Consider the following 22,234-nt stretch of genomic DNA (forward strand, 5'->3'; position numbering starts at 1 on the left):
GACACGGTGCGGTGGCGAGGAATCTGGAACGTGCACGCGCGGCTGAGGGTTCGCGCCGAATTGTGCTCGGAGAAAGAGGTTTCGACCCCGATTCTCTGCGACGGCGGCGTGAAGTGCCGCGGTCGCTCGGCGAAACAGGAAGTTCGGACACATGACCATCGACATCGAGCACACCGTGCGCACCGCCACGGTGTTCGATTCCATCGACCAGGCCATCGGGCACACCCCGCTGGTCCGGTTGAACCGGATCACCGACGACATCGCCGCCACGGTGTATGTGAAGCTCGAATACCTCAATCCCGCGGGGAGCGTGAAGGATCGGGCGGCGCTGTTCATGCTCGACGCGGCCGAGGCCGCGGGGGAGTTGCGGCCCGGTGGGGTCGTGGTGGAGGCGACTTCCGGCAACACCGGCATCGGGTTGGCCGCCATCGCGGCGGCACGCGGCTACCGCACGGTGGTGGTCGTGCCGGACAAGTCGAGCCGCGACAAGATCGCGCTGCTACGGGCCTACGGCGCCGAGGTGCATGTGACACCCGGCGGCCGTCCGGTCGGGCACCCCGAGCACCTGCGCAGTGTCGCGCTGCGGCTCGCGGAGGAAATCCCGGGTGCCTGGTTCGCGGGCCAGTACGACAACCCGGCCAACCCCACCGCTCACCGTGAAACCACCGGTCCCGAGATCTGGGCGCAGACCGGCGGCGGCGTCACCCACTATGTCGCGGGCATCGGCACCGGCGGAACCGTCAGTGGCACAGGGGAATTCCTGAAGCTGGCCTCGGGAGGCCGGGTCCAGGTCGTCGGCGCCGATCCCGAGACATCGGTGTACGGCGGCGGTGACGGTCGTGCCTGGTACGTCGAGTCGGTGGGCCACTACCGGCATCCCGACACCGAGCTCGACGAATGGCCGCAGTCCTACCACACCGAGGTGATCGACCGGATCGAGCGGATCTCCGATGGGGAATCGCTACGAGTGCTGCACCGGTTGGCCAAGGAGGAAGGCCTGCTGCTCGGTGGTTCCTCCGGCACGTCGATCGCCGCGGCGCTGCGGGTGGCCCGCGCGCTCGGGCCCGAGGATGTGGTGGTGGTGATCGCGCCGGACTCGGGACGCGGATATCTGTCGAAGTACTTCGACGACGGTTGGCTCGGGCAGTACGGATTTCCGTTGCTCGCAGCCCATGATGAGCTGACGGTCGGTTCGGCGCTCGGTGTGGTCGAGGGAGCCCGGTCGGTCGGGCCGGGTTCGTCGGTGCTCGCTGAGGCGCGGTTGCTCCCGTCGACAACGACCGTGGCGTCGGTCCGCCGAGAACTGTCTTCGCGACGGTCTGTTCCGGTCGTCCTCGCCAGGCAGACCGCGGGGCCGGTGGTGGTCGCCGAGGTGCTGGGTACCGCAACGCAGGCGCGCCTCATCGGCGCTGCGGACGAGGATCCGATCGGCGCGCACCTGGACCCGCCGCCGGCGTTCACCGGCACCACCGAGCCGGTGGGTGCCGCGGTGACACGGCTCGCCGACTATCACGGTGAGGTGCTGATCGTGCACGAGGGCCGCGTGGTCGGTGGGGTCGACGCTGCTGCGTTCGTCGCCGCACTCGTGCGTGCGGAGGCGTCGTGAGACGCACGACATGGGCCGCACTGGGGGCGCTCGGTGTGTCCGCGGTGGCCTCCGTCCGTGTCCGGCGCGCGCATCCGGCCGCCGACGCTTCCTCGGCGCAGTGATGGCGACGGTAGCGATGGGCGGCGAACACCCCCGCTGGGGTGTGCGCCGATGGAGGGATCCGGTCGCCGCCTCGACACCGGATCGGCGGGCGATTCCGCCTTCGGGATCGCGCGACGAACCACAGGAGCGGGAACCGGAATGGGAGAACGCGCTCGCCGCTTCGATGCTCGCTTGGACGGCCTTCCTCGGTGGTTAGTCACTCGCGAGGCGATCGCGGCGCATGCAAGCGCCGGCCCGGCCCATAGACGGCATGTCGGAACGGTCGCGCCGATCGAGTGGCCCGCGAACGACAGCGCACTGCCGAGCCGGTCGCGCGGACCGACGGGGTCGACGGCGGCAGGTCAGGCGTCGGGTTCGTCGTCGGTCGGGGGCGCGGTGGTGGCGCCGGAGACCCGGATGACGCCTGCTTCGAGGTCCAAGTCGAGGTGGGGTTGGCCGTTGGAGTCACCGCTGCCCTCGTTCTGCAGCTTCTTGCCTGGGAAGAGTTCACCGATGATGCCCACGGTGTCCAGGATAGTCGCGGTCGCGACCTGGTCGCCGGGGCCGGGCGGGCGGCTACCGCTGCCGGTCTGCCGGGCTCGGTGCGGGAAGGTCGGCTTCGAGCATGGAGACGATGCGATCGAGCAGGGCTTCGAGGCGGGACTCGATGCCCGCGCCGTTGCGTGCCGACACGGTCAGGTCGGTGTGGCCGTCGAACTCGGTCAGCCCGAACAGCAGGGGCATGGCGATGCTGTGCTGGGGCAGGACGAACAGTCCGGTCGGGCGGAATCCGGGGACGGCGAGTTCGTCGGCGGTGAAGCGGCCCATGTGGGAGACGGTGGCCGAGGCGAGGTTTCGGCCGAGGCGGGCGCCGAGCCAGTTCGTGGTGCGCAGCACGCCGCGGTTGATCGGGTCCGGGACCAGGGTGATGCGGGTGCTGGCCAGCTGATTCAGTTCGCGCCGTTCGTGCAGTCCGGCCTTGATCTGGTCCTTGATCGAGGTCCAGTCGCGGCCGGGTTCGATGTCGAGGAACAGCGGTAGTGCGAGGTTGGCGGTGGAGCGCAGCGCCGGGTCGTGGCGACGGAGGTCCACGGGCATCATGATGCGCGAGGTGCCGGGAGTCTCGGCGGCCAGCAAGGCACAGACGCGGGCCAACGCGCCGGAACCAGCGGCCGCGATCCGGCGATGACGCAGGAGATGCGGCGCGAGATCGCGGCGCTGCCGGCCTCGGCCGACGGCGGTGCGGTAGCGCGGAACCATCGGAGTCGGCCTGCCGGGAGCGCCGATTCTCGCGACGAGTTCCTGGTCGGCGATCGGATCGGGCTGGGGGACCGGGTCTTCGCCGCGCAGTGCGCGCAGCACATTCGTCACCCACGCCACCATGCCGATGCCGTCCATCACGCCGTGGAAGACGCGGAAGATCAGCGTGGTCGGCGCGCCGGTGAGCAGCAGCACCTCGACGGTGGCATCAGGGGTCGGTCCGATCGCGCCGGTGAGGACCGGATCGGTCTCGAGGGCGGGGTAGCTCAGCCGGTGGTCGAGAACGCGCACGGCCGGGGCGATGTCACTGTCGACCCACTCGTTGCCGCGCCGCCGCAGTCGCGCGCCGGGGGTGGCCGCCGCGGCGGTGGTTACCGCTGTGCGCAATGCATCCGGGTCGATGTTGCCCTCACCGGGAACCACCAGTTGCATGAGGAAGGGTGGGGCCAGCTCGCGCATGGGGAAATACATGCGCTCGGTGGTCGTCACCGGACGACGGAAAATCTTGTTGCCGTTCATGATTGCCTCCTGGGGCGTCGTCGTTGCCGCGCGGGCCGTGCCGAAGGTGTCGTGGCGAGTGTGACGGTGGCCGCGAACTACCGAAGGTTCTCGGCGAGCACTTCGATGCCGCCCTGCTCGTCGAGCCACGCCAGGAATCCGGCCAGACCGGTATCGCGATCCACAACAGGCACGTAGCCGAGATCGCGGCGAGCCGCACCGGTGTCATAGGTGGCGGTGCGTGTCATCAGCGCGACGGCATAGCGTGACAGCGGCGGCGACCAGCGATCGGCCACCGCCGGTATCCGCCAGATCGTTTCGATGGTCGCGACGACGGCGGCGAGCACCCGCGGGTTCGGCCGGCGCGCCGGGGCCTGGAACCCCAGTCGGGTGGCGACCTCGCCGAGGAACCCCCAGACATCGGTCTTCTCGGCATCGGCGATGAAATACGCCTTGCCGCCCACCGCGTCCGAGCGCACCGCCAGCAGGCAGGCGTGCACGATGTTGTCCACGTGGCACAGCGAGGCCTCGACGGCGCGACCGTAGGACAGGTCGGGCAGCGAGCCCGCGGCCGTGCGATCGAGCAACCTGACGATCGGGCCCGATCGGTCGCCGGCGCCCCAGATCGCTCGCGGTCGCAGCGCCACGGTCGTGAATTCCGGTGTGTCAGCGCAGAGTACGGCGCGTTCGGCCGCGGCCTTGGTCTCGGAGTAGTGATTGAGGTACCGGCTCGGATACGGCAGCGACTCGTCGACGTCGACCTGATCGCCACCGTCTCGCTCCATCAGAGCGCTCGGACTCGAGATGAAGACGAACCGGCCCGCGCCCCCGCGCCGCGCCGCGTCGAGGAGCAGCTCGGTGGCCCGCACGTTCTCGGTCCAGAAGCGGTCCCTGGTACCGCGTTCGTCGACCCGCGCGGCGCTGTGGATCACCGCGTCCATGCCGCTGGTGGCCCGGCTCAGCGACGCCGCGTCGGCGAGGTCGCCGTAGACGAGCGTGACGTGCTCCACGGCTGGGCCCAGATCGTCGAGAACGCTGGTGCGCCGCACCAGGATCGAGACATCGTGGCAGCCCTGCGCGACCAGCGCGCGCACGATGGCGCCGCCGAGGAATCCGGACGCGCCGGTGACCAGGATCTTCATCGTCGCGAGTCCAGTTTCTTCGTGGCCCAGCGGGCGAGTTGTTCACGGCCGATCTTGGCGTTGTGCCGGATATCGACCGGGAAGCGCGGGTGTACGAGAAATTCGGCGATCGGGGCGAGCGTGTCGAATTCGGTGGCGCGCGTACGCAATCGCGTGAGTGCGGCCACCGCGTCCGCGCCGGGTTCGAGCTCCACACACAGGACCGGACGCTGTGCCCCGGGGGTACCGACACCGACCAGCGCCGTGCGCGTAAGTCCGGCAACCGCGTTGAAGACCTGTTCGATCTGCACGGTGAACATCGGACCCCGCGCGGTCGTGATCCGTTGACTCTTGCGCCCGCAGAACCAGATCCGGCCCTGTTCGTCGAGCCATCCCAGATCACCGGTGCGGTGCCAGACCTGCTCGCCATCGCTGATCTTGCCCGCCGCGTTGGCCTGCGCGGGCCAGTAGTAGCGCGTACTCACATTCGGGCCTGCGACCACGATCTCGCCGACCTCGCGTGCGCCGAGTTCGTCGCTGTCGTCCCAGGTCGCGACGGGGTCATCGGTGATGGCGAGCAGCCGGACACGCACTCGATCGGTGGGCCGGCCGATGCAGGTGCCCTCGCCGTTCTTGGCGCGCTCGACCAGACCCGCGAGCAATTCCCGCGATTCGATCGTCGACATGGGCAGCGCCTCGGTCGAGCCGTATCCGGCGTAGATCTCCACATCGGGCCGCAAGACCTCGCGCAACCCGGCGACGCACCAGTGCGGAACAGGTGCGCCACCGGAGAAGATACTGGCCAGCGACGGTATGTCGACCGGCTGCGCGCGCAACCGTTCCAGCAGCGGGATGAGGACCGCGGGCGAGGCGAACATCGTGCGCACACCGAAACGCCTGATCGCGTCGACCACGTGCGCCGGATCGGTCGAGCCGACCTTGCTCGGAATCAGCGGTGGCAACACACACCGCGACCCGAGCAGCAGGTCGAGGACGCCCACCAGCGGCAGTGTCACCAGGGAAGTGCCGGGTGGTGTGTGCCCGCGAGCGGCGTGCACCTGCTCCACCATCGCCGCGAGATTGCCGTGCGTCAGCTCCACGGCTTTGGCGGGACCGGTACTGCCCGTGGTGAATCCGATGATCAGCAGCTCGTCCGGATCGGCGGGCACCCGCTCGGGCGGCGCACCGGCGGGGGTGCGCGTCCACGAATCCAGCGTCGGCCCACCCCAGAACCAGCGGCGCCCCACGGTGAGTGTGGTGCGCACGCGCCGGAAACTGCGCGGGAACAGCACCCGCAGGGCATGCGCCTGCGGGATCCCGATGAACGCCTGCGCTTCGACCGCGCGCAGGCAGTGCACCATGCGGCGCACACCCATGCCCGGATCGATGACGACCGGAACGGCGCCGATCTTCAACAGCGCGAACAGGATCGCGTACAGCTCCGGGCTCGGCAGCACGAGCACGATGGTGCGGGTGCCGCTGCCCACCCCGGAATCGGTGAGATGTTCGGCGATGGTGTCGGACCAGCGATCGAGGTCGCGATAGGTGATGTCGCGGTAATCGGGCAGCCCGTCGGCGGTCGTGCCGTCGGGATAGATGACCGCCTCGCGATCGGGCTGCTCGCGGGCGAGCTCCCGGAACCGGTCGATCGTGGCCCAGTAGGTCGCCGTCGTCACGCGGTGGTCTCCGCGGGGAGCCGGTACAGCGTCGCGGCGGCGGACGGGCCCGCGCCCGCGGCGACGAACAGCACGTGGGTGTAGCCGGTGAGGGTGCCCTCGGCGCTCGCGCGGGCGTAGGCCAACGGCAGTGCGGCGGTGTGTGGGTCGCCGTCGGACAGGTCGGGCACCCGTACCGCGTCCTGGTCGATGCCGAGGGCGTCGGCCAGGCGCCCGGGAAAGTGCGGGCTCGGAGTGGACGCGATCAACGCGACGAAGGCGCCCTCGAAGTCGGCGAGCGCGGAGTGCGCGACCTCGGTGGCCACCGCGAGGATGCGCTCCTCGAAGTCGGGTTCGCGTTCGATCGTCATCAGCGTGCGCCCGACGGTGCCCATGGTGGCCGTGTCGACGTAGGCCTGTCCCGCGGCAGTGCCGGGTGCGGTCGCGGTGTACACCGGGCCGAAGCCCTCGGGGTCGTCGACCTGCTCGAGCAGCAGCGCGGCACCCGAGGTGGCGTAGGGGAATTCGGCGTCGGCGCTCGACCGGGTCATCGACGGGTGAGTGTCGCCCGCGACGATCAGGACGTGCTCGGTACTGCCCGTCGCCAGGACCGAGCCCGCCACCTGGACGGCGTTGACGACGCCGACCGCGCCGTTCATCAGATCGAAGGAGAAGGTCCGCGGATCGGTCCTGGTGTAGTCGAGCCCGATACCCGCCGCTTTCTGGATCAGCGCGGCCACCGCCGGTTCCACGGTGTTCGAGTCGCGGAAGACACCGGTGTTGATCAGCACGCCGACCTGGTCGGGGCGGACACCGGCCCGCTCCAGACATTGCGCGGCGGCACGCCCGCTGTGGGTGACGACGCTGTGGGTGTCGGTCGACCTGCTCGTGCCCGTGGCTCGGATGCGAATGCCCATTGTTGACCTCAGACCTTCAGGGAGGAGATGGTGGCGGACAGGAATCCCGCGACGACACCGGACGCGGCGGGCACCATGAGCAGTTTCGATCCCGCCGCGATGTTGTCGTCGGCGAGCTGATCGTGCAGAACGATGAAATGTGACGTGGTCGAAGTATTTCCGTACTTCTCGATCACATTGAGGTCCGGCGGCATCTCGGCGCCGAACTCGCGCGCGGCCACCGCGTTGATGTAGGGCACCGCGGCAGCGCCGAACTGGTGATGGATGATGTAGTCGAACTGCTCGCCGGCGAAGTCGCGGCCCTGTTGCTCGAGAAAACTGCCCTGGGCGTCGGGCCAGAGCAGGAACCGCGCTTCGTTGTGCATCTTGCGGTTGTCGGTGTAGAGGGCGACGCCCGACGACTTGTCGCTGGGCATGCCGAGGCACAGGTGTGAATGTTCTGCGGCGGTGAGCAATTCGATGTAGTGGATCTTGTCGGCGTCGTCGACCGCGCGGTCCAGCACGACCGCGCACCCGGAGTCGCCCACCGACAGCGAGGCGAACTGCAGATCGTATTTCTCGGTGATCTCGTTCACCGCGGTCTCGGCGATGGGGGTGATCGCCTCGCCGCTGACCACCATGCCGTTGCGCACCACGCCCGAGCGGATCATCCGGTCCAGAATGTAGGTGCCGGTGAGCATTCCGGCACAGGCGTTGGAGACGTCGAAGGTGATGGCCCGTTCGGCGCCGAGGGTCTTGGCGATCGTCGACGCGAACGAGGGCTCCATGTACATGCGGGTGCCGTCGTTGCTGCGGGTGATCGAACACGAGATGATCACGTCCAGCTCGCCCGGCGCGTAGCTCGACCGCGACAGGCAGTCGCGCGCGGCGTTCACGGCGAGGGTGAACGAGTCCTCGACCGACTCCGGGCGGGTGTCGCGCACACGGCGTTCTTTCACACCGGTGATGCGCTCCAGATCGAACGACGGTGGCGTTTTCAACCGGGAGATCAATTCGGTGGTGGACAAGATGTTCGACGGAAGATATGCCCCGATGGATTCGAAACGCGATTGTGACACGTGAGCTCCCGGATGCGGTCGAAAGAATGGTTTACCGGACGAATCTCGAGCGCCGGTGGACTCGAACCATACCGGTCATCGGCCGGCATCGGGTGCGGTGATCCAGCGCACCGGCCGGTGCGAGATCGTTTGTGCGACACGGTGTTGCGGAAACTTCGGCAATCCACTCGAATCTCATAGATCACCTGGACCAGGGTGTTTGTCCGACTGTGGGCAATGGTACGGCTATCGGACAGATCTGCCTCGCCGCGGTGATGTGGTCCTGCAGAACGGTGCTCGCGCAGTGAGTCACTTCACGATTGTTTACACCGTCGAATAAATTGCGAGCCGAACGGGCTTGTTTTCGGAGTACAACTGGTCTCGCGAATTTTGTCGGCGAGAACTAGCCGCCCAGGCCCACGACGCGGGCCAGCCGCCGATGTGATTCCAGACGCGCCGCTCGATCGAAAGTGCTGGTGTGGACCAGGATTTCATCGGCCTCGGTGCGGCTCACCAGCTTTTCCAATGCTTCGGCGACCTGATCCTCGGTGCCGTGGATCTGGTGGCCGAGCGCCTGCTCGAACAGGTGGCGCTGGCGGTCGGTCATCGTCGCCGGGTCGATCTCCTCGGGTGGGATCAGCGCGGGAAACTCGCCGCGCGTGCGCGAGTAGGCGCTCGACCAGGCCTCCGGGAGCAGTAGTCGGTGCGCCTGCTCGGCCGAGTCGGCGATCATCGCCGTCGCGGAGACCACGACATACGGTCGGGGGACTCGGGCCGAGGGCTGGAACAGGGTGCGGTACCGCTCGATCGCGTCCACCATCGCCTGCGTGCCCGCGATCGGGGCGATCACCAGGGGCAGTCCGAATCGTGCGGCGCGCTCGGCCCCGGAACCGGTGGCGAGCAGGAACGCCGGGACCTCCGCGCCCTCCGCGGAGCCGGCGTGCACACCCTGCCTGCCCACCGCGAAGTAGTCGAGAACCTCGGTGAGGCGTGCGTCGATATCGTCGGCGTCGTCGAGGCCGTGACCGAGCGCGCGGCGGACGCCGTCGGTGAATCCGACCGAACGGCCGAGGCCCATGTCGATTCGTCCGGGGAACAGCGATCCGAGCACGCCGAACTGCTCGGCGACGACGAGTGGCTGATGGTTGGGCAGCATCACTCCACCCGTGCCGACGCGGATGCGCGTGGTGGCCGCCGCGACCGCCGCCGCCAGCACGGTCGGCGCGGTTCCGGCGACACCGGGAACGCTGTGATGCTCGGCGACCCAGAACCGGTGGTAGCCCCACTGCTCGGCGAGGACCGCGAACGCGACCGTCTCCCGCAGGGCGTCGGCGTGGTCCTGCCCGCGCCGCACGCGTGAGCGGTCCAGGATCGAGAAGCGAACCGATTCGAGTGCCATATCAGTAGTCAACGTCGCAGCAGCGGGGCGATTCCGTGGCGGTGACACGCGCGGGTGATCTTCACAGGTTTGGACCGGTACCAACCCTGGACCAACCTTTCGCAACGATAGTGTGCCCCGAGCACGATCACCGGCGAGAAACTGCGAGGAGCGCACTATGGTTCGACATCCCAACGGCCGCAAGGTAGATCATCGCCACCGTGCGGTCGAGGCCAGCGATGATGCGCTGCGTGTGTTGCGGCTGCTGCTCGAGATGCACGGCCCGGTGGTGCTGTACCTCGCGCCCGACACCGACGGGTACACGCCGGTCTGTGTGCGGCTGCGGGACTTCCGGCCCGCGCCCGGCGATGTCCTCGCCGGGCAGACGGCGTGGCACACCCAACTGTGGATGGCCGACCGGTTCCACGTCGGGTTCGACGACCTCGATGTCAGCATCGAGGTGCGCAACCGTCCGCAGCCGGGCTCCGCCTCACTGGAGGCGGCATGCGGATTCCGGTTCGCGCTGCGGATCGACAAGGCCGAAGCGGCCGTCGACTTCGCCGAGGAAGCCTCCTAACCCGTCACCAGAACCGCGGCGTCAGGCCCCAGTCCGCGAACTCGGCGGCCAGTAGCTCGCGCAGCGCCGCGCGGGTGGGGAAACGATCAGGGTCGCCGCCGGTCACCACGAGTGTCACGGTGTCGTCATCGCAGGAGAACGCGAGATTGACACCGACCTCCACCTGGCGGAACAACTCCACGGGGCCGGGATTGACCACCGGGCGCATGATGACATCGCGTGCGCGGTGCGATCCGAGGACCGCGATGTTCTGCGCGGTGCGGCCCATGTTGGTGCACAGGCATTCCGGCGCCTTGGCGGTGCGCGCGAACTTGTGCAGCACCACCTTGGGCAACAGCATCTGCACCGGTTGCAGGTGCTGGATGGGTGGGATCGTCGCCGGATCGCGATAGGCCAGGCCCGCCGCCTTGAGCGCGGCGCGCACCGCGGGCAGATCGGCGCGTTCGCCCGCCCGGTAGCCGACGCTGATCGGCAGCCCGGTGGTGGCGTTGGCGCGGGGGTCGTCGGCCTCGCGCATCGAATGCGGAATGTCGACGCGCACCTCGGCGCCGTCGGCGACGCGGCCACTGCGACCGAGCAGCCCGACCGCGACACCGATCAGCAGGCCGTTGGTGGTGCCGCCGTGCGCGGCGGCCACAGCGTCCCATTCGGCGAGATCGAGCTGGACGATGGCCTCGGCCGCCTGCCAGGTGTCGGCATGGGGCAGCCGTGGCGCCGCCGGGCGCGGATTGCGGGCCGGTTCGCTGACACCGCGGGCGCGGCGTGCCGCACGGACCCCACGGGCGACGGCACGGAGTTGGCTACGCGCGTCGGCGAGATCGGCGGCGAAGCGGCCCGCGCCCGCCACCGGACCGACGAGCCTGCCCGCGCTGGTGCGGCGGTCGGGTGTCTCGCCGCGGTTGAGCCGGTCCAGGGAATCGACGATCGCGTGCATCATGGCGCCGCCGTCGCACGCCACATGCGAGGCGACCAAGGTGACCACGGTGCCACCGGACGCGAGCGGCGCGCCCGCGAGCTGCCACACGAGCCCGCGCTCGGGGTCGAACTCGACGGCGGCCTGCTCGAGGAACCAGTCGAGGACCCGCTCCTCGGGAATCGGGGTGTCCGACCAGCGCAGCGGCAGCGATTCGGTGGCGGGCTCCCAGTGCGCACGCGCGATCGGGAAGCGCGTGGTGCGGACCCGGCGCGCGATGAACCCGGTCGCCAGGTGCGCGTGCCAGTCGGCGAGCAGGTCCCGGCTCAACGCGGTGTCGAAGCGGTACGCCAGCTGGTTGACCAGGGCGTTCGGATAGAGGCTGTGCAGTTTGAAGAACAGGTCGTCGTCGGCGGTGATCCGGTTGAGGTCGGTGGACACCGCGACAGCGGGGGCGATGACAGTCATCGAAAGACTCCTAGCGGGAACGGAGAGTGCGCACGGTCAGCGGCGCGAAAACGGCGACCACGACCACCGAGGCGACCAGCGACCACCAGGCATCGGCGCCGACGGTGCCCTCCGCGGCGAGGGTGCGCACGGCGGAGACCAGGTAGGACACCGGATTCAGGTCCGAGACGTGCCGCATCCAGGTCGGCATGGATTCCTCGGGGACCAGGGCATTGGAGGCGAAGCCGAGAAAGGTGAGCACCAGCATGGACATGCCCTGCACGGCGGCGGGGCGGGCGATGGTGGCGCCGATGAACGCGAACAACCAGCTGATGGCGGTGGTGGCGAACACGACCAGCACCGCGCCCGCCAGGAATCCGGCGGTGTGCGCGGGTTGGTAGCCCATGCAGAAGCCGACGATCACCACGGTGGTCGCGGCGATCAGGTAGCGCACGGCCCCTGCCAGCAATGCCCCGGCAACCGGGGCGGACCGGGCGATCGGCATGGCGACGAAACGGTCGAAGACACCGGAGTGGATGTCCTCGGACAACTGCACACCGGTGGCGACCGAGGAGGTGAGCACGATCTGGACCAGCACGCCCGGGATCATGATCGGCAGGTACGCCGCCATGCTGCCGGCGATGGCTGTGCCGAAGATGCTGCCGAACAGCACCGGACCGACGATCGGCAGCAGAATGGCGTCGTAGAGCAGTTGCGGGCTGTGCCGGAAGGTGAGCAGTCCGCGCCAGGCCATCATCAGCGAATGACGCAGGGCGGCAAGCGGACCGACTCGGGTCACGCGCGGCGCGCGCACCACCTGGAGCGGTTTCTCGACCGTGTGGGTCATGGTGGTCCTCGAACTTTCGCGAAGGGTGCTCATGCCGCGTCCACGGTGCGCGCGTGCCCGGTCAGCGACAGGAACACCTCGTTGAGATCGGGCCGGTCCACCGCGAATCCACGCAGGGTGATGCCCTCGGCGCGGCAGGCGGCGACGATATCGGCGCCGCGCGTGACATCGTGCAGTGCCACGGTCAACGTCCCCGTGGACGACCCTTCCGGGACGTCGCCGGTGATCTCCTGGATCAGCGCCTCGGCCCGGCGCAGGTCGGCGGTGTCGGGGATGTCCAGTCGCAGCACCTGCTCACCGATCGAGGACTTGAGTTCGGCGGGAGTGCCGTCGGCGACGAGCGAGCCGCGGTCGATGACCGCGATCCGGTCGGCGAGTGCGTCGGCCTCCTCCAGGTACTGGGTGGTGAGCAGCACGGTGGCTCCGCGGGCGACCAGTCCGCGCACGATGCCCCACATGCGGTCGCGGGTGTGCGGGTCGAGGCCGGTGGTCGGCTCGTCGAGGAAGATCAGCGGGGGCACCGTGATCAGCGTCGCGGCCAGATCGAGTCGACGTCGCATGCCGCCGGAGAACGCGCTGACGCTGCGGCGCGCGACGGCCGAGAGCTCGAATTCCTCGAGAAGTTCCTCGGCCCGGCCGGCGGCAGCGCGCCGCGACAGGCCGAGCAGCCGTCCGAACAATCGCAAATTCTCACCGGCGGTGAGGGTTTCGTCGACGGAGGCGTACTGGCCGGTGAGCCCGATCATCGAGCGCACCGCGGTCGCCTCGCGCACCACGTCGTAGCCGAATACCTCGGCGCTGCCCCGGTCGGGTCGCAGCAATGTGGCGAGCATGCGGACGGTGGTGGTCTTGCCGGCGCCGTTGGGGCCGAGCATCGCGAACACCGATCCGGCCGCGATGCTGAGGTCGACGCCGCCGACGGCGGTGAAGTCGCCGTAGGACTTACCGAGGCCACTGGTGCGGACGGCGATATCGGTGCTCACTGCGGCCTCCCGGCGTGGATGGACAAACTACTCGGGAATGTCAGGGGGACAAGGGATTCCACCTCGTCGGCAGCGCGTGCGACTCCGGTGCCCGCGAACCGGCTCGCGTACGCGGCCGCTCGCGAGACCACGTTCGGGTCCGCGACGCGGTCGAGCAGGGCGGTGAGCTCGGCCTCGGTGAGCTCGGCGGCGCGCACGGTGCCCGCCATCTCGAGCCGTTCCAGTGCCCGGCCCCAATACGGCTGATCGGCTTGGACCGCGCAGATCACCTGCGGGACACCGGCTCTCAGCGCGGCCGCGGTGGTGCCCGCGCCGCCGTGGTGCACGGCGGCGATACAGCGCGGGAACACCGACGCGTGATCGACCTGCTCGACGATCGCCATCTCGGGCGACAGCACAGGTGCGATGCCCGCCCACCCCGCGGCCAGCAGCAGCCTGCGACCACGACGGGCGCAGACCGCGCGCAACATCGCCACCAGCGCGGCCGGGTCGTCGACCGCCATCGAGCCGAAGCCGACATAGATCGGCGCCGAACCGGCGTCGAGCCACGCGGTCAGCGCGGGATCGGCCGCGGCGCTGAGGAATCCGACGGCATCGACGGCGAAGCCGGTCACCGGGTGCCGATCCGGCAGCTCGGCGGCCAGCCCGGGAAACAGGTCGACGTCATAGGCCTGGATCGACACCCGATCGGGCAGTTGATGTTCGACGATCCCGAACTCCGAGAGCGGCTGCTCCAGCGCGGCGTCGCGTGCCCAGCGCAGCGCCGACCAGATCCGCCGGTTGAGCGCCTTCGGAATCCGGGCGCCCCACGCGGTGGGGACCACCGGGACCGACCGATTCGGATGGATCGGAAAGAAGTGCACCGCGGCCAGCGGCAACCCGACGCGCCGCGCGGCCTTCTCGGCCGCCTCCTCGCCCGCCATCCCGGTCACGAGCACATCGTGACCGGGGGCGAGAACGAGCAGATCGCGCACCGCCTCGACGACGCCGCGCCGTTGCAGATCCAGCACCGCGCGCACCCGCTGTCGCGGATTCGGGCTGCGAAAGCGGTGATCGTCGTGCTGGGTGCGCAGCAGTTCGGCGCTGTCGCGGCCGAAACCCACGGCGGCGACGCCGTGGGCGGTGGCGAAGTCGACGAGATTGGGCGACAGTGCGAGCGTCACCGAGTGCCCACGAGCCAGTAGCTCGCGGGCGAGGAGGATGCCGGGCTGGGCGTCGCCCCGGCTCCCGGTGAAGGCCAGCAGTGCACGCATTCTCAGCCCGCGCTCAGCGCTGCCGCGGCATCGGTGACCGGTGCGGGTGCGGGCGCCACCATGGTCACCGCGTACATGGCCCTGGCGAACTCGGTGAGGAAGCGTTCCATGACCTCGCCGGGCAGGCCCGCGGGGTGACGGGTGGAGACATAGAGCCCGTCGGGGCCGCGCACGACCCAGAAGTACACCTCGTCGGTGGAGTACGACACCGCCCGCAGGGTGCGTCCGCGCAGGTCGGCGACCAATTCGTAGTCCGGAAGCATGCGGATGTCGAGGAAGGACGCACCGTAGGTCGGACCTTCCACGGCGCCGACCATCGCCAGGGAACGGCCCCAGGACGCGTCATTGCAGAGGTGGGCGCGCTTGAGCGAGGCGCGGGTGGCCTCCAGCGCGACGGTCATGTCCGCGCCCGGCGGCAGCGTCACGTCGACCGGGACGACATTGACGAACCAGCCCATCGACTCGAGCCAGGTGAGGTCGGGCCTGGTCGCGATCGGCATCACGGTGCGGAACCGGTCGTCACCAAAGGTTTCCCGGGAGGCCATCGCCAGGGCGGCGAACACGGTCACCGACAGCCGGTGCTTGAGCCGATCGAGCGCCGCCTCGACTTCCTCGAGCTGTTCGATGCTGAGCAGGGTGCGCGAGACGCTGGGCTGGGCGTGTTCACCGTCGAGGACGGCGACCTGATCCGCGGCGAATCGGGGCATCGGCGAGCCCGGCGCGCCGAGGAACTCGCGCCACACCGCGACGGCGGGGGAGTCGGGATCGAGTTCCTCGGCGGCGGCGCGCTCGATGACGGCGTAGTCGGCCGGGCTGCCGAAGGTGGCCGAGTCGCGGATCTCGCCGCCGGTGGTGACCGCGGTGTAGAGGGTGCGCAGCTCGAGGATGAGCACGGCCTGGGAGTAGGCGTCGAGCACCGAGTGGTCGGCGCCGACCAGGACGGTGAAGTCGTCGGTGTCGTGGGCCACCGTGGCCACCAGCAGGTGCGGCCACATCAGTGCGGAAAGACGCAGTTCCAGTGCATCGCAGAGGTATTCGTTGATCTCGTCGCCGTCGGAGAGATCGGCGACCGGGGCGCCGGTGACACGAACGGTGCCGGGGGCGGTGGTCACACGGTGGTAGCCGCCGTCGCCGGTGGGGGCGACGGTGGTGCGGAAGCCCTCGTGGCGGTCGTGCCACAGCCGCAGCGTGGTCGCCCAGGCGTCGGCGTCGAGTGGGGCGTCCATCTCGAAGATCGTGCCGATCCAGCGGCCGCGGCCGGGACGGGCGTCTTCGGGGTCGAGGAACCCGAGGTACTGCTCGTGGACGCTGGCGAGGGGACGCTCGTCGTCACGCCAGGCGTCGGCGGAAATGAGTTCGGGGGTCCAGATCACCAGGTCACCGGAGCGGATCCGGAATTCGGAGAGATGGGTGTATTCCATGGCGGGTCACCTCATGGGGAGTGCAAGCCGAGAACGGCGCGACGGGGATTCGGTGATCGCGGGCGCGTCACCGGATGTTGCTCTGGATCCCGCACCGGATGTAGCTGGCGAACCCTGGGCTATCCCGAGTCTATAACTCTGAGAGTTTTCTGAAATATTACTTCTTCACAACTGGGCAGTGTGAAGAAGCTCACTTTCAAATTTGTTGCGAATCACAACCTAGACCAGGTGCCCCTGGAGTAATGGGGTTTTAGTTCAGATCACCGAGCTGAACTCGGTCAGGACCGCGCCGTGCCGGATGAGCCCCGACAGCCCTGGCAGTTCGACCTGCGGCGACCACGTGCGGAAGCCGTCGTAACTGTCGCTGAAGTAGTACCGGCCCTCGGTGTAGGCGTCCAGGTAGATGCGGTGCCCGCCGTCGGGAAGCCGGACGATCGACTGTCCCTCCCGTGGCCCGCCCCACCCGGCCCAGTCGCCGGTGGCGACGAAGCTGTACGGCCCGAGCGGCCGGTCGGCGACGGCGAGCTCGATCAGCTTGGAGTCCTCGTTCTTCACGAACGCGAACAGGCGTCCGTCCAGGCGGACCAAGGTGGTGTCGATATGGCCGAGTGAGCCGGGCCCGGCGGGCCCGAGCCCGAGCATCGGCACCGGCGGCGCCCAGACGGTGAGCCCGGCATCGAGCGGGATGAGCAGGTGCGGGGTGAAGCCGTGCCCCCAGGTCAGCGACACGATGATGCCGACCCGCCCCGCCGCGTCGGCGTACCACTCCGGTGCCCACGCGCCTTCGAGCCTGCCCGCCACCAGCATCGGCACAGCGGCGAGGAACGTCCAGGTGATCCGGTCGCGGCTGCGCGCCAAGCCGATCGCGGTGGCGTCACCGGCGATCGTGTATGTGAGGTAGTAGTGCCCGTCGGTGTGCAGCAGCACGCTCGGGTCGCGGACCAGGCCGGCCGGCGGTGTGTACGCATGCTCACTGACCGGGGTGAAATCGGTGCCGTCCGCGGACTCGTAAACCGCGAGGGTGGTATCGCTGTCGGCACGAAAGGCCGTCATCGTGTACCGGACCGGAGTGCGGTGGGGGTCGATGCCCACCCCCGGGCCGAGCGAGGACTGCGCGCGGGCCGTGCCCGCTGCCAGTAGTGGGAGTCCCGCCAGAAGTGCGAGTGCCGATCTGCGTCCCACTGTGATCGCCATGACCTGGGATTATCCGCGCGGATCGCGACGGCTCGGGGTAGGCGCGCCGTCGGTCAGGAGGTGGCGGCCTCCGGCTCCGGGGCTGCCGCGTCGACCGGTAGCCGCAGGTCCACGATCAGCCCGATCAGCCCGACCGACAGGCAGATGGCCGACACGGTGATCGCGATCGGGTGGCTGTCGCCTGCCAGGGAACCGGCCAGTACCACCGTCGAGATCGTGCCGGGGGCCGAACCGGCCACTGTCGCAGCGAGATACGGGGCCAGGCGGACCGACGACAGGCCGCAGCAGTAGTTGAGGATCGAGAAGGGGACGACGGGGATCAGCCGCAGCGCGGCCACCGCGAGCCAGCCGCGGCGGGCCAGCCGGTCGTCGACCGCCCGCACCGCCGGGTGTGTGAGGTGTTCGGCGACCCGGTCGCGGCCCAGCCTGCGTACCCCGAGCAGCGCCACGGTCGCGCTCACCGCCGTGGCGGCCATGGCGATGACCGAACCGAGGATCGGACCGAACAGAACACCGCTGGTCACGGTGAGTACGGTGCGCGGAACGGGCGCGACGGCGACCACCGCGTAGAAGAGGAAGAACAGCAACGGCAACAGCGGCCCGGCGTCGCCTGCCCAGTCCCTGATCTGCTGCGGGCCCGGCAACGGAACCAGCATCGCCACCACGAACAGCGCGGCGAGCCCGGCCAGAGCGATGAGCAGGCGCGGGGAGCGGATCAGTCGAGACACCCGGGTAAGCGTACCGGCCGGTAGGGGATGGCCCGGGTGGCCGGACACCCTGTCACAGATAGCATCATGAGGGAACCGGATACATCCTGGTTCGCTGTGGGCCCGTTTGTGGGATTTCACGGACCGGCAGCACACCGGGGTGCGGTCGTCGAATGGAAGAGAGAACAGCAGCTATGCCGATTGGTTCAGAGTCCGGGGCGGGGCTCGCACCGGATCCGGTGCCCGAGTACGCCGCGTGGCGCAAGGGCGTGGCGGGTGTGCTGGCGAAAGCGCGACGGGTCGAGGCTTCCGAGCTCCCCGCCGAACCGGAACATCTGCTCGACGAGACCACCTATGACGGGCTCACGATCGCCCCGCTCTACACCCGCCGCGACGAGCTGCCCGAGCAGCCGCTGCCCGGCGCCTTCCCCTACGTGCGCGGTGGCGACGCCGCGCGTGACCCGCAGCGCGGCTGGTTCGTCGGCGCGTTCGCCGGTGAGAACAACGCCGAGGCCACCAACCGGGCGATCCTGACCGGTCTGGAGAACGGCGTGAGCGCGATCGCGCTCGGAGTGGGCACCTACGGCGTCGCCGTCGACGACATCCCCCTTGCCCTGCGTGGGCTGCTGTTCGAGCTGGCCCCGCTGACGCTGGTGGCCGGTGCGGCGACCGGCACGGCCGCCGAGCGGGTGTTCGACGTCCTCGACGGCTACTCGATCGCCGATCGCACGCAGATCCGGGTCGGCCTCGGCGCCGCCCCGCTGACGAGCGCCTTCACCGGTGCCGAAGACCTCGACGACGCCGAGACCGTGGCGCTGGCCGTGCGCGCGATCGCCCGGCCCGAGACGGTCCGCGCCATCACGGTGGACGGCATCGCCTTCCACAACGCCGGTGCCGCCGACGCACAGGAAGTGGGCGCCGCCGTCGCAGCCGGTCTGGCCTATCTGCGCCTGCTCACCGGTGCCGGAGTCGACATCGCCGACGCGTTCGGCCAGCTCGAGTTCCGCTTCGCGGCGACCGACGACCAATTCGCCACGATCGTGAAATTCCGGGCGGCCCGGCGCCTGTGGGCCCGAGTGGCCCAGGTCTCCGGTGCGCCTGCCTTCGGCGCCGCCCCGCAGCACGCGATCACCTCGGCCGCCATGATGACCCAGCGCGACCCCTGGGTGAACCTGTTGCGCACCACACTCGCCGCGTTCGGCGCCGGCGTCGGCGGTGCCGATTCGGTGACCGTACTGCCCTTCGACGCGGCCCTGCCGGCCGGCGAACTCGGCGTGTCCACGACGTTCTCCCAGCGCCTGGCTCGCAACACCCAGCTGCTGCTGCTCGAGGAATCCCGTCTCGGGCACGTGCAGGACCCGGCCGCCGGTTCCTGGTACGTCGACAAGCTGACCGACGAACTCGCCGCCAAGGCATGGGAGTTCATGCAGGAGCTCGAGTCGGCGGGCGGCTACCTCGCCGCGCTCGACACCGGTGTGCTCGCGGCCCGGATCGCCGAGACCGCCGCCGCGCGCGCGGCCGACGTCGCCCACCGCCGGACCGCGGTCACCGGCGTCAACGAGTTCCCCAACCTCGCCGAGACCCCACTGTCGGAGCAGGCCCGTGAACCGGGTCCGAACGCGCGCTACGGCGCTGCCTTCGAAGCGCTGCGCAACCGCTCCGATGCCTACCTGGCCGCCAACGGCGCCCGCCCGAAGGCACTGATCGTGCCGCTCGGCCCGGTGGCCGAACACAACGCGCGCACCATCTTCACCGCGAACGTGCTGGCGTCCGGCGGTATCGAATCGGTCAACCCCGGCCCGCTCACGATCGACGCCATCGCCGCCGCCGCCACGGAATCCGGTGCGCGTATCGCGGTGCTGTGCGGTGCCGACAAGCGCTACGGCGAACAGGCGGGGGCCGCCACCGATGCCCTGCGCGCCGCCGGGATCGAGACCGTGCTGCTGGCCGGCGCGGAGAAGTCGGTCGAGCAATACAGCGGGACGCAGCGTCCCGACGGGTACCTGGCCCTGCGCATCGACGCGGTCGCGGTCCTGTCGCAGCTGCTGGAGAAGGTGGGAGCCTGATGACCACGTCCGATATCGAGCACGTCATCGGCAGCTTCGCCGAGGTGCCGCTCACCGACCACGCGCCCGCGTCGGCCGACGTCGACGCCGAGCAGGTCCGCGCCTTCGTGGCCGACGCGGCGACGGCGAACCACACCACGCCCGAGCAGCTGGTCTGGTCGACCCCGGAGGGCATCGACGTTCCGCCGGTGTTCACCAAGGCCGATCGGGATGCTGTTGTCGCGCAGGGTTATCCGCTCGACACCGTGCCCGGCGTCGCGCCGTTCCTGCGTGGCCCGTACCCGACCATGTACGTGAATCAGCCGTGGACCATCCGCCAGTACGCGGGCTTCTCCACCGCCGCCGATTCCAACGCCTTCTACCGCCGCAACCTGCAGGCGGGCCAGAAGGGGCTCTCGGTCGCCTTCGACCTCGCCACCCACCGTGGCTACGACTCCGACCACCCCCGCGTCCAAGGTGACGTCGGCATGGCCGGTGTCGCGATCGACTCGATCCTGGACATGCGCCAGCTCTTCGACCAGATCCCCCTGGACCAGGTGTCGGTGTCGATGACCATGAACGGCGCGGTGCTGCCGATCCTGGCGCTCTACGTCGTCGCCGCCGAAGAGCAGGGCGTGACGCCCGAGCAGCTGGCCGGAACCATTCAGAACGACATTCTGAAAGAGTTCATGGTCCGCAACACCTACATCTATCCGCCCAAGCCCTCGATGCGGATCATCTCCGACATCTTCGCCTTCACCAGCGCGAAGATGCCGAAGTTCAACTCGATCTCCATCTCCGGCTACCACATTCAAGAGGCCGGTGCGACCGCCGATCTGGAGCTGGCCTACACCCTCGCCGACGGTGTGGAGTACATCCGCGCCGGCATCGCCGCGGGCATGGATGTCGACAAGTTCGCACCGCGTCTGTCGTTCTTCTGGGCCATCGGCATGAACTTCTTCATGGAGGTCGCCAAGCTGCGTGCGGGGCGTCTGCTGTGGAGTGAGCTGGTGTCGAAGTTCGAACCCAAGAGCGCGAAATCGCTGTCGCTGCGGACCCACTCGCAGACCTCGGGCTGGTCGCTGACCGCGCAGGACGCCTACAACAATGTGGCGCGCACCTGCATCGAGGCGATGGCCGCGACCCAGGGTCACACCCAGTCGCTGCACACCAACGCGCTCGACGAAGCCCTGGCCCTGCCGACGGACTTCTCCGCCCGTATCGCGCGTAACACCCAGCTGCTCATCCAGCAGGAGTCCAACACCACCCGCCCGATCGACCCGTGGGGTGGCTCGTACTACGTCGAGTGGCTCACCCACCAGCTCGCCGAGCGGGCGCGCGCCCACATCGCCGAGGTCGAGGCGCACGGCGGTATGGCACAGGCGATTTCGGAGGGTATTCCGAAGCTGCGCATCGAAGAGGCCGCCGCGCGGACCCAGGCGCGCATCGACACCGGCCAGCAGCCGGTGATCGGCGTCAACAAGTACCAGGTCGAAGAGGACCACGCCGTCGAAGTTCTCAAGGTCGAGAACTCGCGGGTGCGGGCCGAGCAGATCGAGAAGCTGGAACGGCTTCGCGCCGACCGTGATTCGGTCACGGTGGAGCAGGCGCTGGCCGAATTGACCCGTGCGGCAGCGTCGTCCGAAGGCGGCATGGAGAACAACCTTCTCGCGCTCGCCATCGACGCCGCGCGCGCCAAGGCCACCGTCGGTGAGATCTCCGACGCGCTGGAGAAGGTCTACGGCCGCCATCAGGCCGAAATCCGTACCCTGTCCGGTGTGTACCGTGACGAAGCAGGCAAGGCCACCAACATCGGCGCCGCCATCGCGCTGGTCGAGGAATTCGGCGAGGCCGAGGGGCGCCGTCCCCGCATCCTGGTCGCCAAGATGGGCCAGGACGGACACGACCGCGGCCAGAAGGTGATCGCGACCGCGTTCGCCGACCTCGGCATGGACGTCGACGTGGGCCCGCTGTTCCAGACGCCCGAAGAGGTGGCGCGCCAGGCGGCCGACAACGACGTGCACATCGTCGGTGTGTCCTCGCTGGCCGCTGGTCACCTCACGCTGGTGCCCGCCCTACGGCAGGCGCTGGCCGATGTCGGTCGTCCCGACATCATGGTCATCGTCGGCGGTGTGATCCCGCCCGGCGATTTCGACGAGCTCTACGAGGCCGGTGCGGCAGCGATCTTCCCGCCCGGCACCGTCATCGCCGATGCGGCCATCGACCTGCTGAAGAAGCTGGGCGCGGCTCTCGGACACGAGATCGGTGGCGGCGCACAGGCATGAGCGGTC

At 69.3% G+C, this 22,234-nt stretch carries 19 protein-coding genes; 5 read left to right on the forward strand and 14 right to left on the reverse strand.

Annotated features, from left to right (window positions below; all coding sequences use genetic code 11):
- Nucleotides 1-151: 151 nt before the first annotated feature.
- Nucleotides 152-1,606, forward strand: coding sequence for a PLP-dependent cysteine synthase family protein (locus tag ACFTS5_RS15535; protein ID WP_378631277.1), 1,455 nt, complete (start codon nucleotides 152-154; stop codon nucleotides 1,604-1,606).
- Nucleotides 1,607-1,709: 103 nt separating this feature from the next.
- Nucleotides 1,710-1,907 (forward strand): hypothetical protein, encoded by a 198-nt coding sequence (locus ACFTS5_RS15540; protein ID WP_378631278.1) that lies wholly within the window; start codon nucleotides 1,710-1,712, stop codon nucleotides 1,905-1,907.
- Nucleotides 1,908-2,052: 145 nt separating this feature from the next.
- On the opposite strand, the gene ACFTS5_RS15545 is transcribed toward ACFTS5_RS15540, so the two are convergent.
- From ACFTS5_RS15545 to ACFTS5_RS15575, 7 genes are all read right to left on the reverse strand, one after another.
- On the reverse strand, nucleotides 2,053-2,214 hold the full coding sequence (locus ACFTS5_RS15545) for a hypothetical protein (RefSeq protein WP_378631280.1): 162 nt from the start codon (nucleotides 2,212-2,214) through the stop codon (nucleotides 2,053-2,055).
- Nucleotides 2,215-2,266: 52 nt separating this feature from the next.
- Nucleotides 2,267-3,469, reverse strand: a complete 1,203-nt coding sequence (locus ACFTS5_RS15550; protein ID WP_378631281.1) for a peptide synthetase — start codon at nucleotides 3,467-3,469, stop codon at nucleotides 2,267-2,269.
- A gap of 77 nt (nucleotides 3,470-3,546) precedes the next feature.
- Nucleotides 3,547-4,590 carry an NAD-dependent epimerase/dehydratase family protein gene (locus ACFTS5_RS15555; RefSeq protein ID WP_378631282.1) on the reverse strand — a complete coding sequence of 348 codons (1,044 nt, stop codon included), beginning with the start codon at nucleotides 4,588-4,590 and terminating at the stop codon, nucleotides 3,547-3,549.
- Nucleotides 4,587-6,245 (reverse strand): fatty acid CoA ligase family protein, encoded by a 1,659-nt coding sequence (locus tag ACFTS5_RS15560; protein ID WP_378631284.1) that lies wholly within the window; start codon nucleotides 6,243-6,245, stop codon nucleotides 4,587-4,589. The genes ACFTS5_RS15555 and ACFTS5_RS15560 overlap by 4 nt, the downstream gene beginning before the upstream one ends.
- Complete coding sequence (locus ACFTS5_RS15565; RefSeq protein ID WP_378631285.1) at nucleotides 6,242-7,141, reverse strand: hypothetical protein; 900 nt, start codon at nucleotides 7,139-7,141, stop codon at nucleotides 6,242-6,244. The genes ACFTS5_RS15560 and ACFTS5_RS15565 overlap by 4 nt, the downstream gene beginning before the upstream one ends.
- Nucleotides 7,142-7,149: 8 nt before the next feature.
- Nucleotides 7,150-8,199, reverse strand: a complete 1,050-nt coding sequence (locus ACFTS5_RS15570) for a 3-oxoacyl-ACP synthase III family protein (RefSeq protein WP_378631287.1) — start codon at nucleotides 8,197-8,199, stop codon at nucleotides 7,150-7,152.
- 382 nt (nucleotides 8,200-8,581) lie between these two features.
- The gene (locus tag ACFTS5_RS15575) at nucleotides 8,582-9,577 is read right to left on the reverse strand and encodes an MsnO8 family LLM class oxidoreductase (protein ID WP_378631288.1); all 996 of its coding nucleotides are present in this window, start codon (nucleotides 9,575-9,577) and stop codon (nucleotides 8,582-8,584) included.
- A gap of 157 nt (nucleotides 9,578-9,734) precedes the next feature.
- On the opposite strand from ACFTS5_RS15575, the gene ACFTS5_RS15580 reads away from it, so the two are divergent.
- Nucleotides 9,735-10,133, forward strand: coding sequence for a DUF779 domain-containing protein (locus ACFTS5_RS15580; protein ID WP_378631290.1), 399 nt, complete (start codon nucleotides 9,735-9,737; stop codon nucleotides 10,131-10,133).
- Between the two features lie 4 nt (nucleotides 10,134-10,137).
- Here the strand turns inward: ACFTS5_RS15580 and ACFTS5_RS15585 are convergent, their stop codons facing one another.
- The 7 genes from ACFTS5_RS15585 to ACFTS5_RS15615 form a co-directional block, all read right to left on the reverse strand.
- Entirely contained in the window at nucleotides 10,138-11,514 is a 1,377-nt protein-coding gene (locus tag ACFTS5_RS15585; RefSeq protein ID WP_378631292.1) for a hypothetical protein, read from the reverse strand.
- Between the two features lie 10 nt (nucleotides 11,515-11,524).
- Entirely contained in the window at nucleotides 11,525-12,340 is an 816-nt protein-coding gene (locus ACFTS5_RS15590) for an ABC transporter permease (protein WP_378631293.1), read from the reverse strand.
- Between the two features lie 29 nt (nucleotides 12,341-12,369).
- Nucleotides 12,370-13,323, reverse strand: a complete 954-nt coding sequence (locus tag ACFTS5_RS15595; RefSeq protein WP_378631295.1) for an ATP-binding cassette domain-containing protein — start codon at nucleotides 13,321-13,323, stop codon at nucleotides 12,370-12,372.
- Nucleotides 13,320-14,576, reverse strand: a complete 1,257-nt coding sequence (locus tag ACFTS5_RS15600) for a glycosyltransferase (protein ID WP_378631296.1) — start codon at nucleotides 14,574-14,576, stop codon at nucleotides 13,320-13,322. Before ACFTS5_RS15600 ends, ACFTS5_RS15595 begins: the two co-directional genes overlap by 4 nt.
- A gap of 2 nt (nucleotides 14,577-14,578) precedes the next feature.
- Entirely contained in the window at nucleotides 14,579-15,997 is a 1,419-nt protein-coding gene (locus ACFTS5_RS15605) for a condensation domain-containing protein (protein ID WP_378631298.1), read from the reverse strand.
- A gap of 255 nt (nucleotides 15,998-16,252) precedes the next feature.
- Nucleotides 16,253-17,191, reverse strand: a complete 939-nt coding sequence (locus ACFTS5_RS15610) for a hypothetical protein (RefSeq protein ID WP_378631300.1) — start codon at nucleotides 17,189-17,191, stop codon at nucleotides 16,253-16,255.
- Nucleotides 17,192-17,244: 53 nt separating this feature from the next.
- Nucleotides 17,245-17,919 carry a TVP38/TMEM64 family protein gene (locus tag ACFTS5_RS15615; protein WP_378631301.1) on the reverse strand — a complete coding sequence of 225 codons (675 nt, stop codon included), beginning with the start codon at nucleotides 17,917-17,919 and terminating at the stop codon, nucleotides 17,245-17,247.
- Between the two features lie 173 nt (nucleotides 17,920-18,092).
- Between ACFTS5_RS15615 and ACFTS5_RS15620 the strand changes: the two genes are divergently transcribed.
- Nucleotides 18,093-19,964 carry a methylmalonyl-CoA mutase family protein gene (locus ACFTS5_RS15620; protein ID WP_378631303.1) on the forward strand — a complete coding sequence of 624 codons (1,872 nt, stop codon included), beginning with the start codon at nucleotides 18,093-18,095 and terminating at the stop codon, nucleotides 19,962-19,964.
- The gene (gene scpA, locus ACFTS5_RS15625) at nucleotides 19,964-22,228 is read left to right on the forward strand and encodes a methylmalonyl-CoA mutase (protein ID WP_378631305.1); all 2,265 of its coding nucleotides are present in this window, start codon (nucleotides 19,964-19,966) and stop codon (nucleotides 22,226-22,228) included. The genes ACFTS5_RS15620 and scpA overlap by 1 nt, the downstream gene beginning before the upstream one ends.
- The last annotated feature ends 6 nt before the right edge of the window (nucleotides 22,229-22,234 follow it).

The organism is Nocardia sp. NPDC056952 (assembly GCF_042674185.1).
In the GTDB taxonomy this organism is placed as follows: domain Bacteria; phylum Actinomycetota; class Actinomycetes; order Mycobacteriales; family Mycobacteriaceae; genus Nocardia.

Bases quoted from the DNA above. Each gene is read 5' to 3' on its own strand.
- ACFTS5_RS15535 (WP_378631277.1), top strand. From the start codon at position 152: ATGACCATCGACATCGAGCACACCGTGCGCACCGCCACGGTGTTCGAT.
- ACFTS5_RS15540 (WP_378631278.1), top strand. From the start codon at position 1,710: ATGGCGACGGTAGCGATGGGCGGCGAACACCCCCGCTGGGGTGTGCGC.
- ACFTS5_RS15550 (WP_378631281.1), bottom strand. From the start codon at position 3,469: ATGAACGGCAACAAGATTTTCCGTCGTCCGGTGACGACCACCGAGCGC.
- ACFTS5_RS15555 (WP_378631282.1), bottom strand. From the start codon at position 4,590: ATGAAGATCCTGGTCACCGGCGCGTCCGGATTCCTCGGCGGCGCCATC.
- ACFTS5_RS15565 (WP_378631285.1), bottom strand. From the start codon at position 7,141: ATGGGCATTCGCATCCGAGCCACGGGCACGAGCAGGTCGACCGACACC.
- ACFTS5_RS15575 (WP_378631288.1), bottom strand. From the start codon at position 9,577: ATGGCACTCGAATCGGTTCGCTTCTCGATCCTGGACCGCTCACGCGTG.
- ACFTS5_RS15580 (WP_378631290.1), top strand. From the start codon at position 9,735: ATGGTTCGACATCCCAACGGCCGCAAGGTAGATCATCGCCACCGTGCG.
- ACFTS5_RS15585 (WP_378631292.1), bottom strand. From the start codon at position 11,514: ATGACTGTCATCGCCCCCGCTGTCGCGGTGTCCACCGACCTCAACCGG.
- ACFTS5_RS15590 (WP_378631293.1), bottom strand. From the start codon at position 12,340: ATGACCCACACGGTCGAGAAACCGCTCCAGGTGGTGCGCGCGCCGCGC.
- ACFTS5_RS15600 (WP_378631296.1), bottom strand. From the start codon at position 14,576: ATGCGTGCACTGCTGGCCTTCACCGGGAGCCGGGGCGACGCCCAGCCC.
- ACFTS5_RS15605 (WP_378631298.1), bottom strand. From the start codon at position 15,997: ATGGAATACACCCATCTCTCCGAATTCCGGATCCGCTCCGGTGACCTG.
- ACFTS5_RS15610 (WP_378631300.1), bottom strand. From the start codon at position 17,191: ATGGCGATCACAGTGGGACGCAGATCGGCACTCGCACTTCTGGCGGGA.
- ACFTS5_RS15620 (WP_378631303.1), top strand. From the start codon at position 18,093: ATGCCGATTGGTTCAGAGTCCGGGGCGGGGCTCGCACCGGATCCGGTG.
- scpA (WP_378631305.1), top strand. From the start codon at position 19,964: ATGACCACGTCCGATATCGAGCACGTCATCGGCAGCTTCGCCGAGGTG.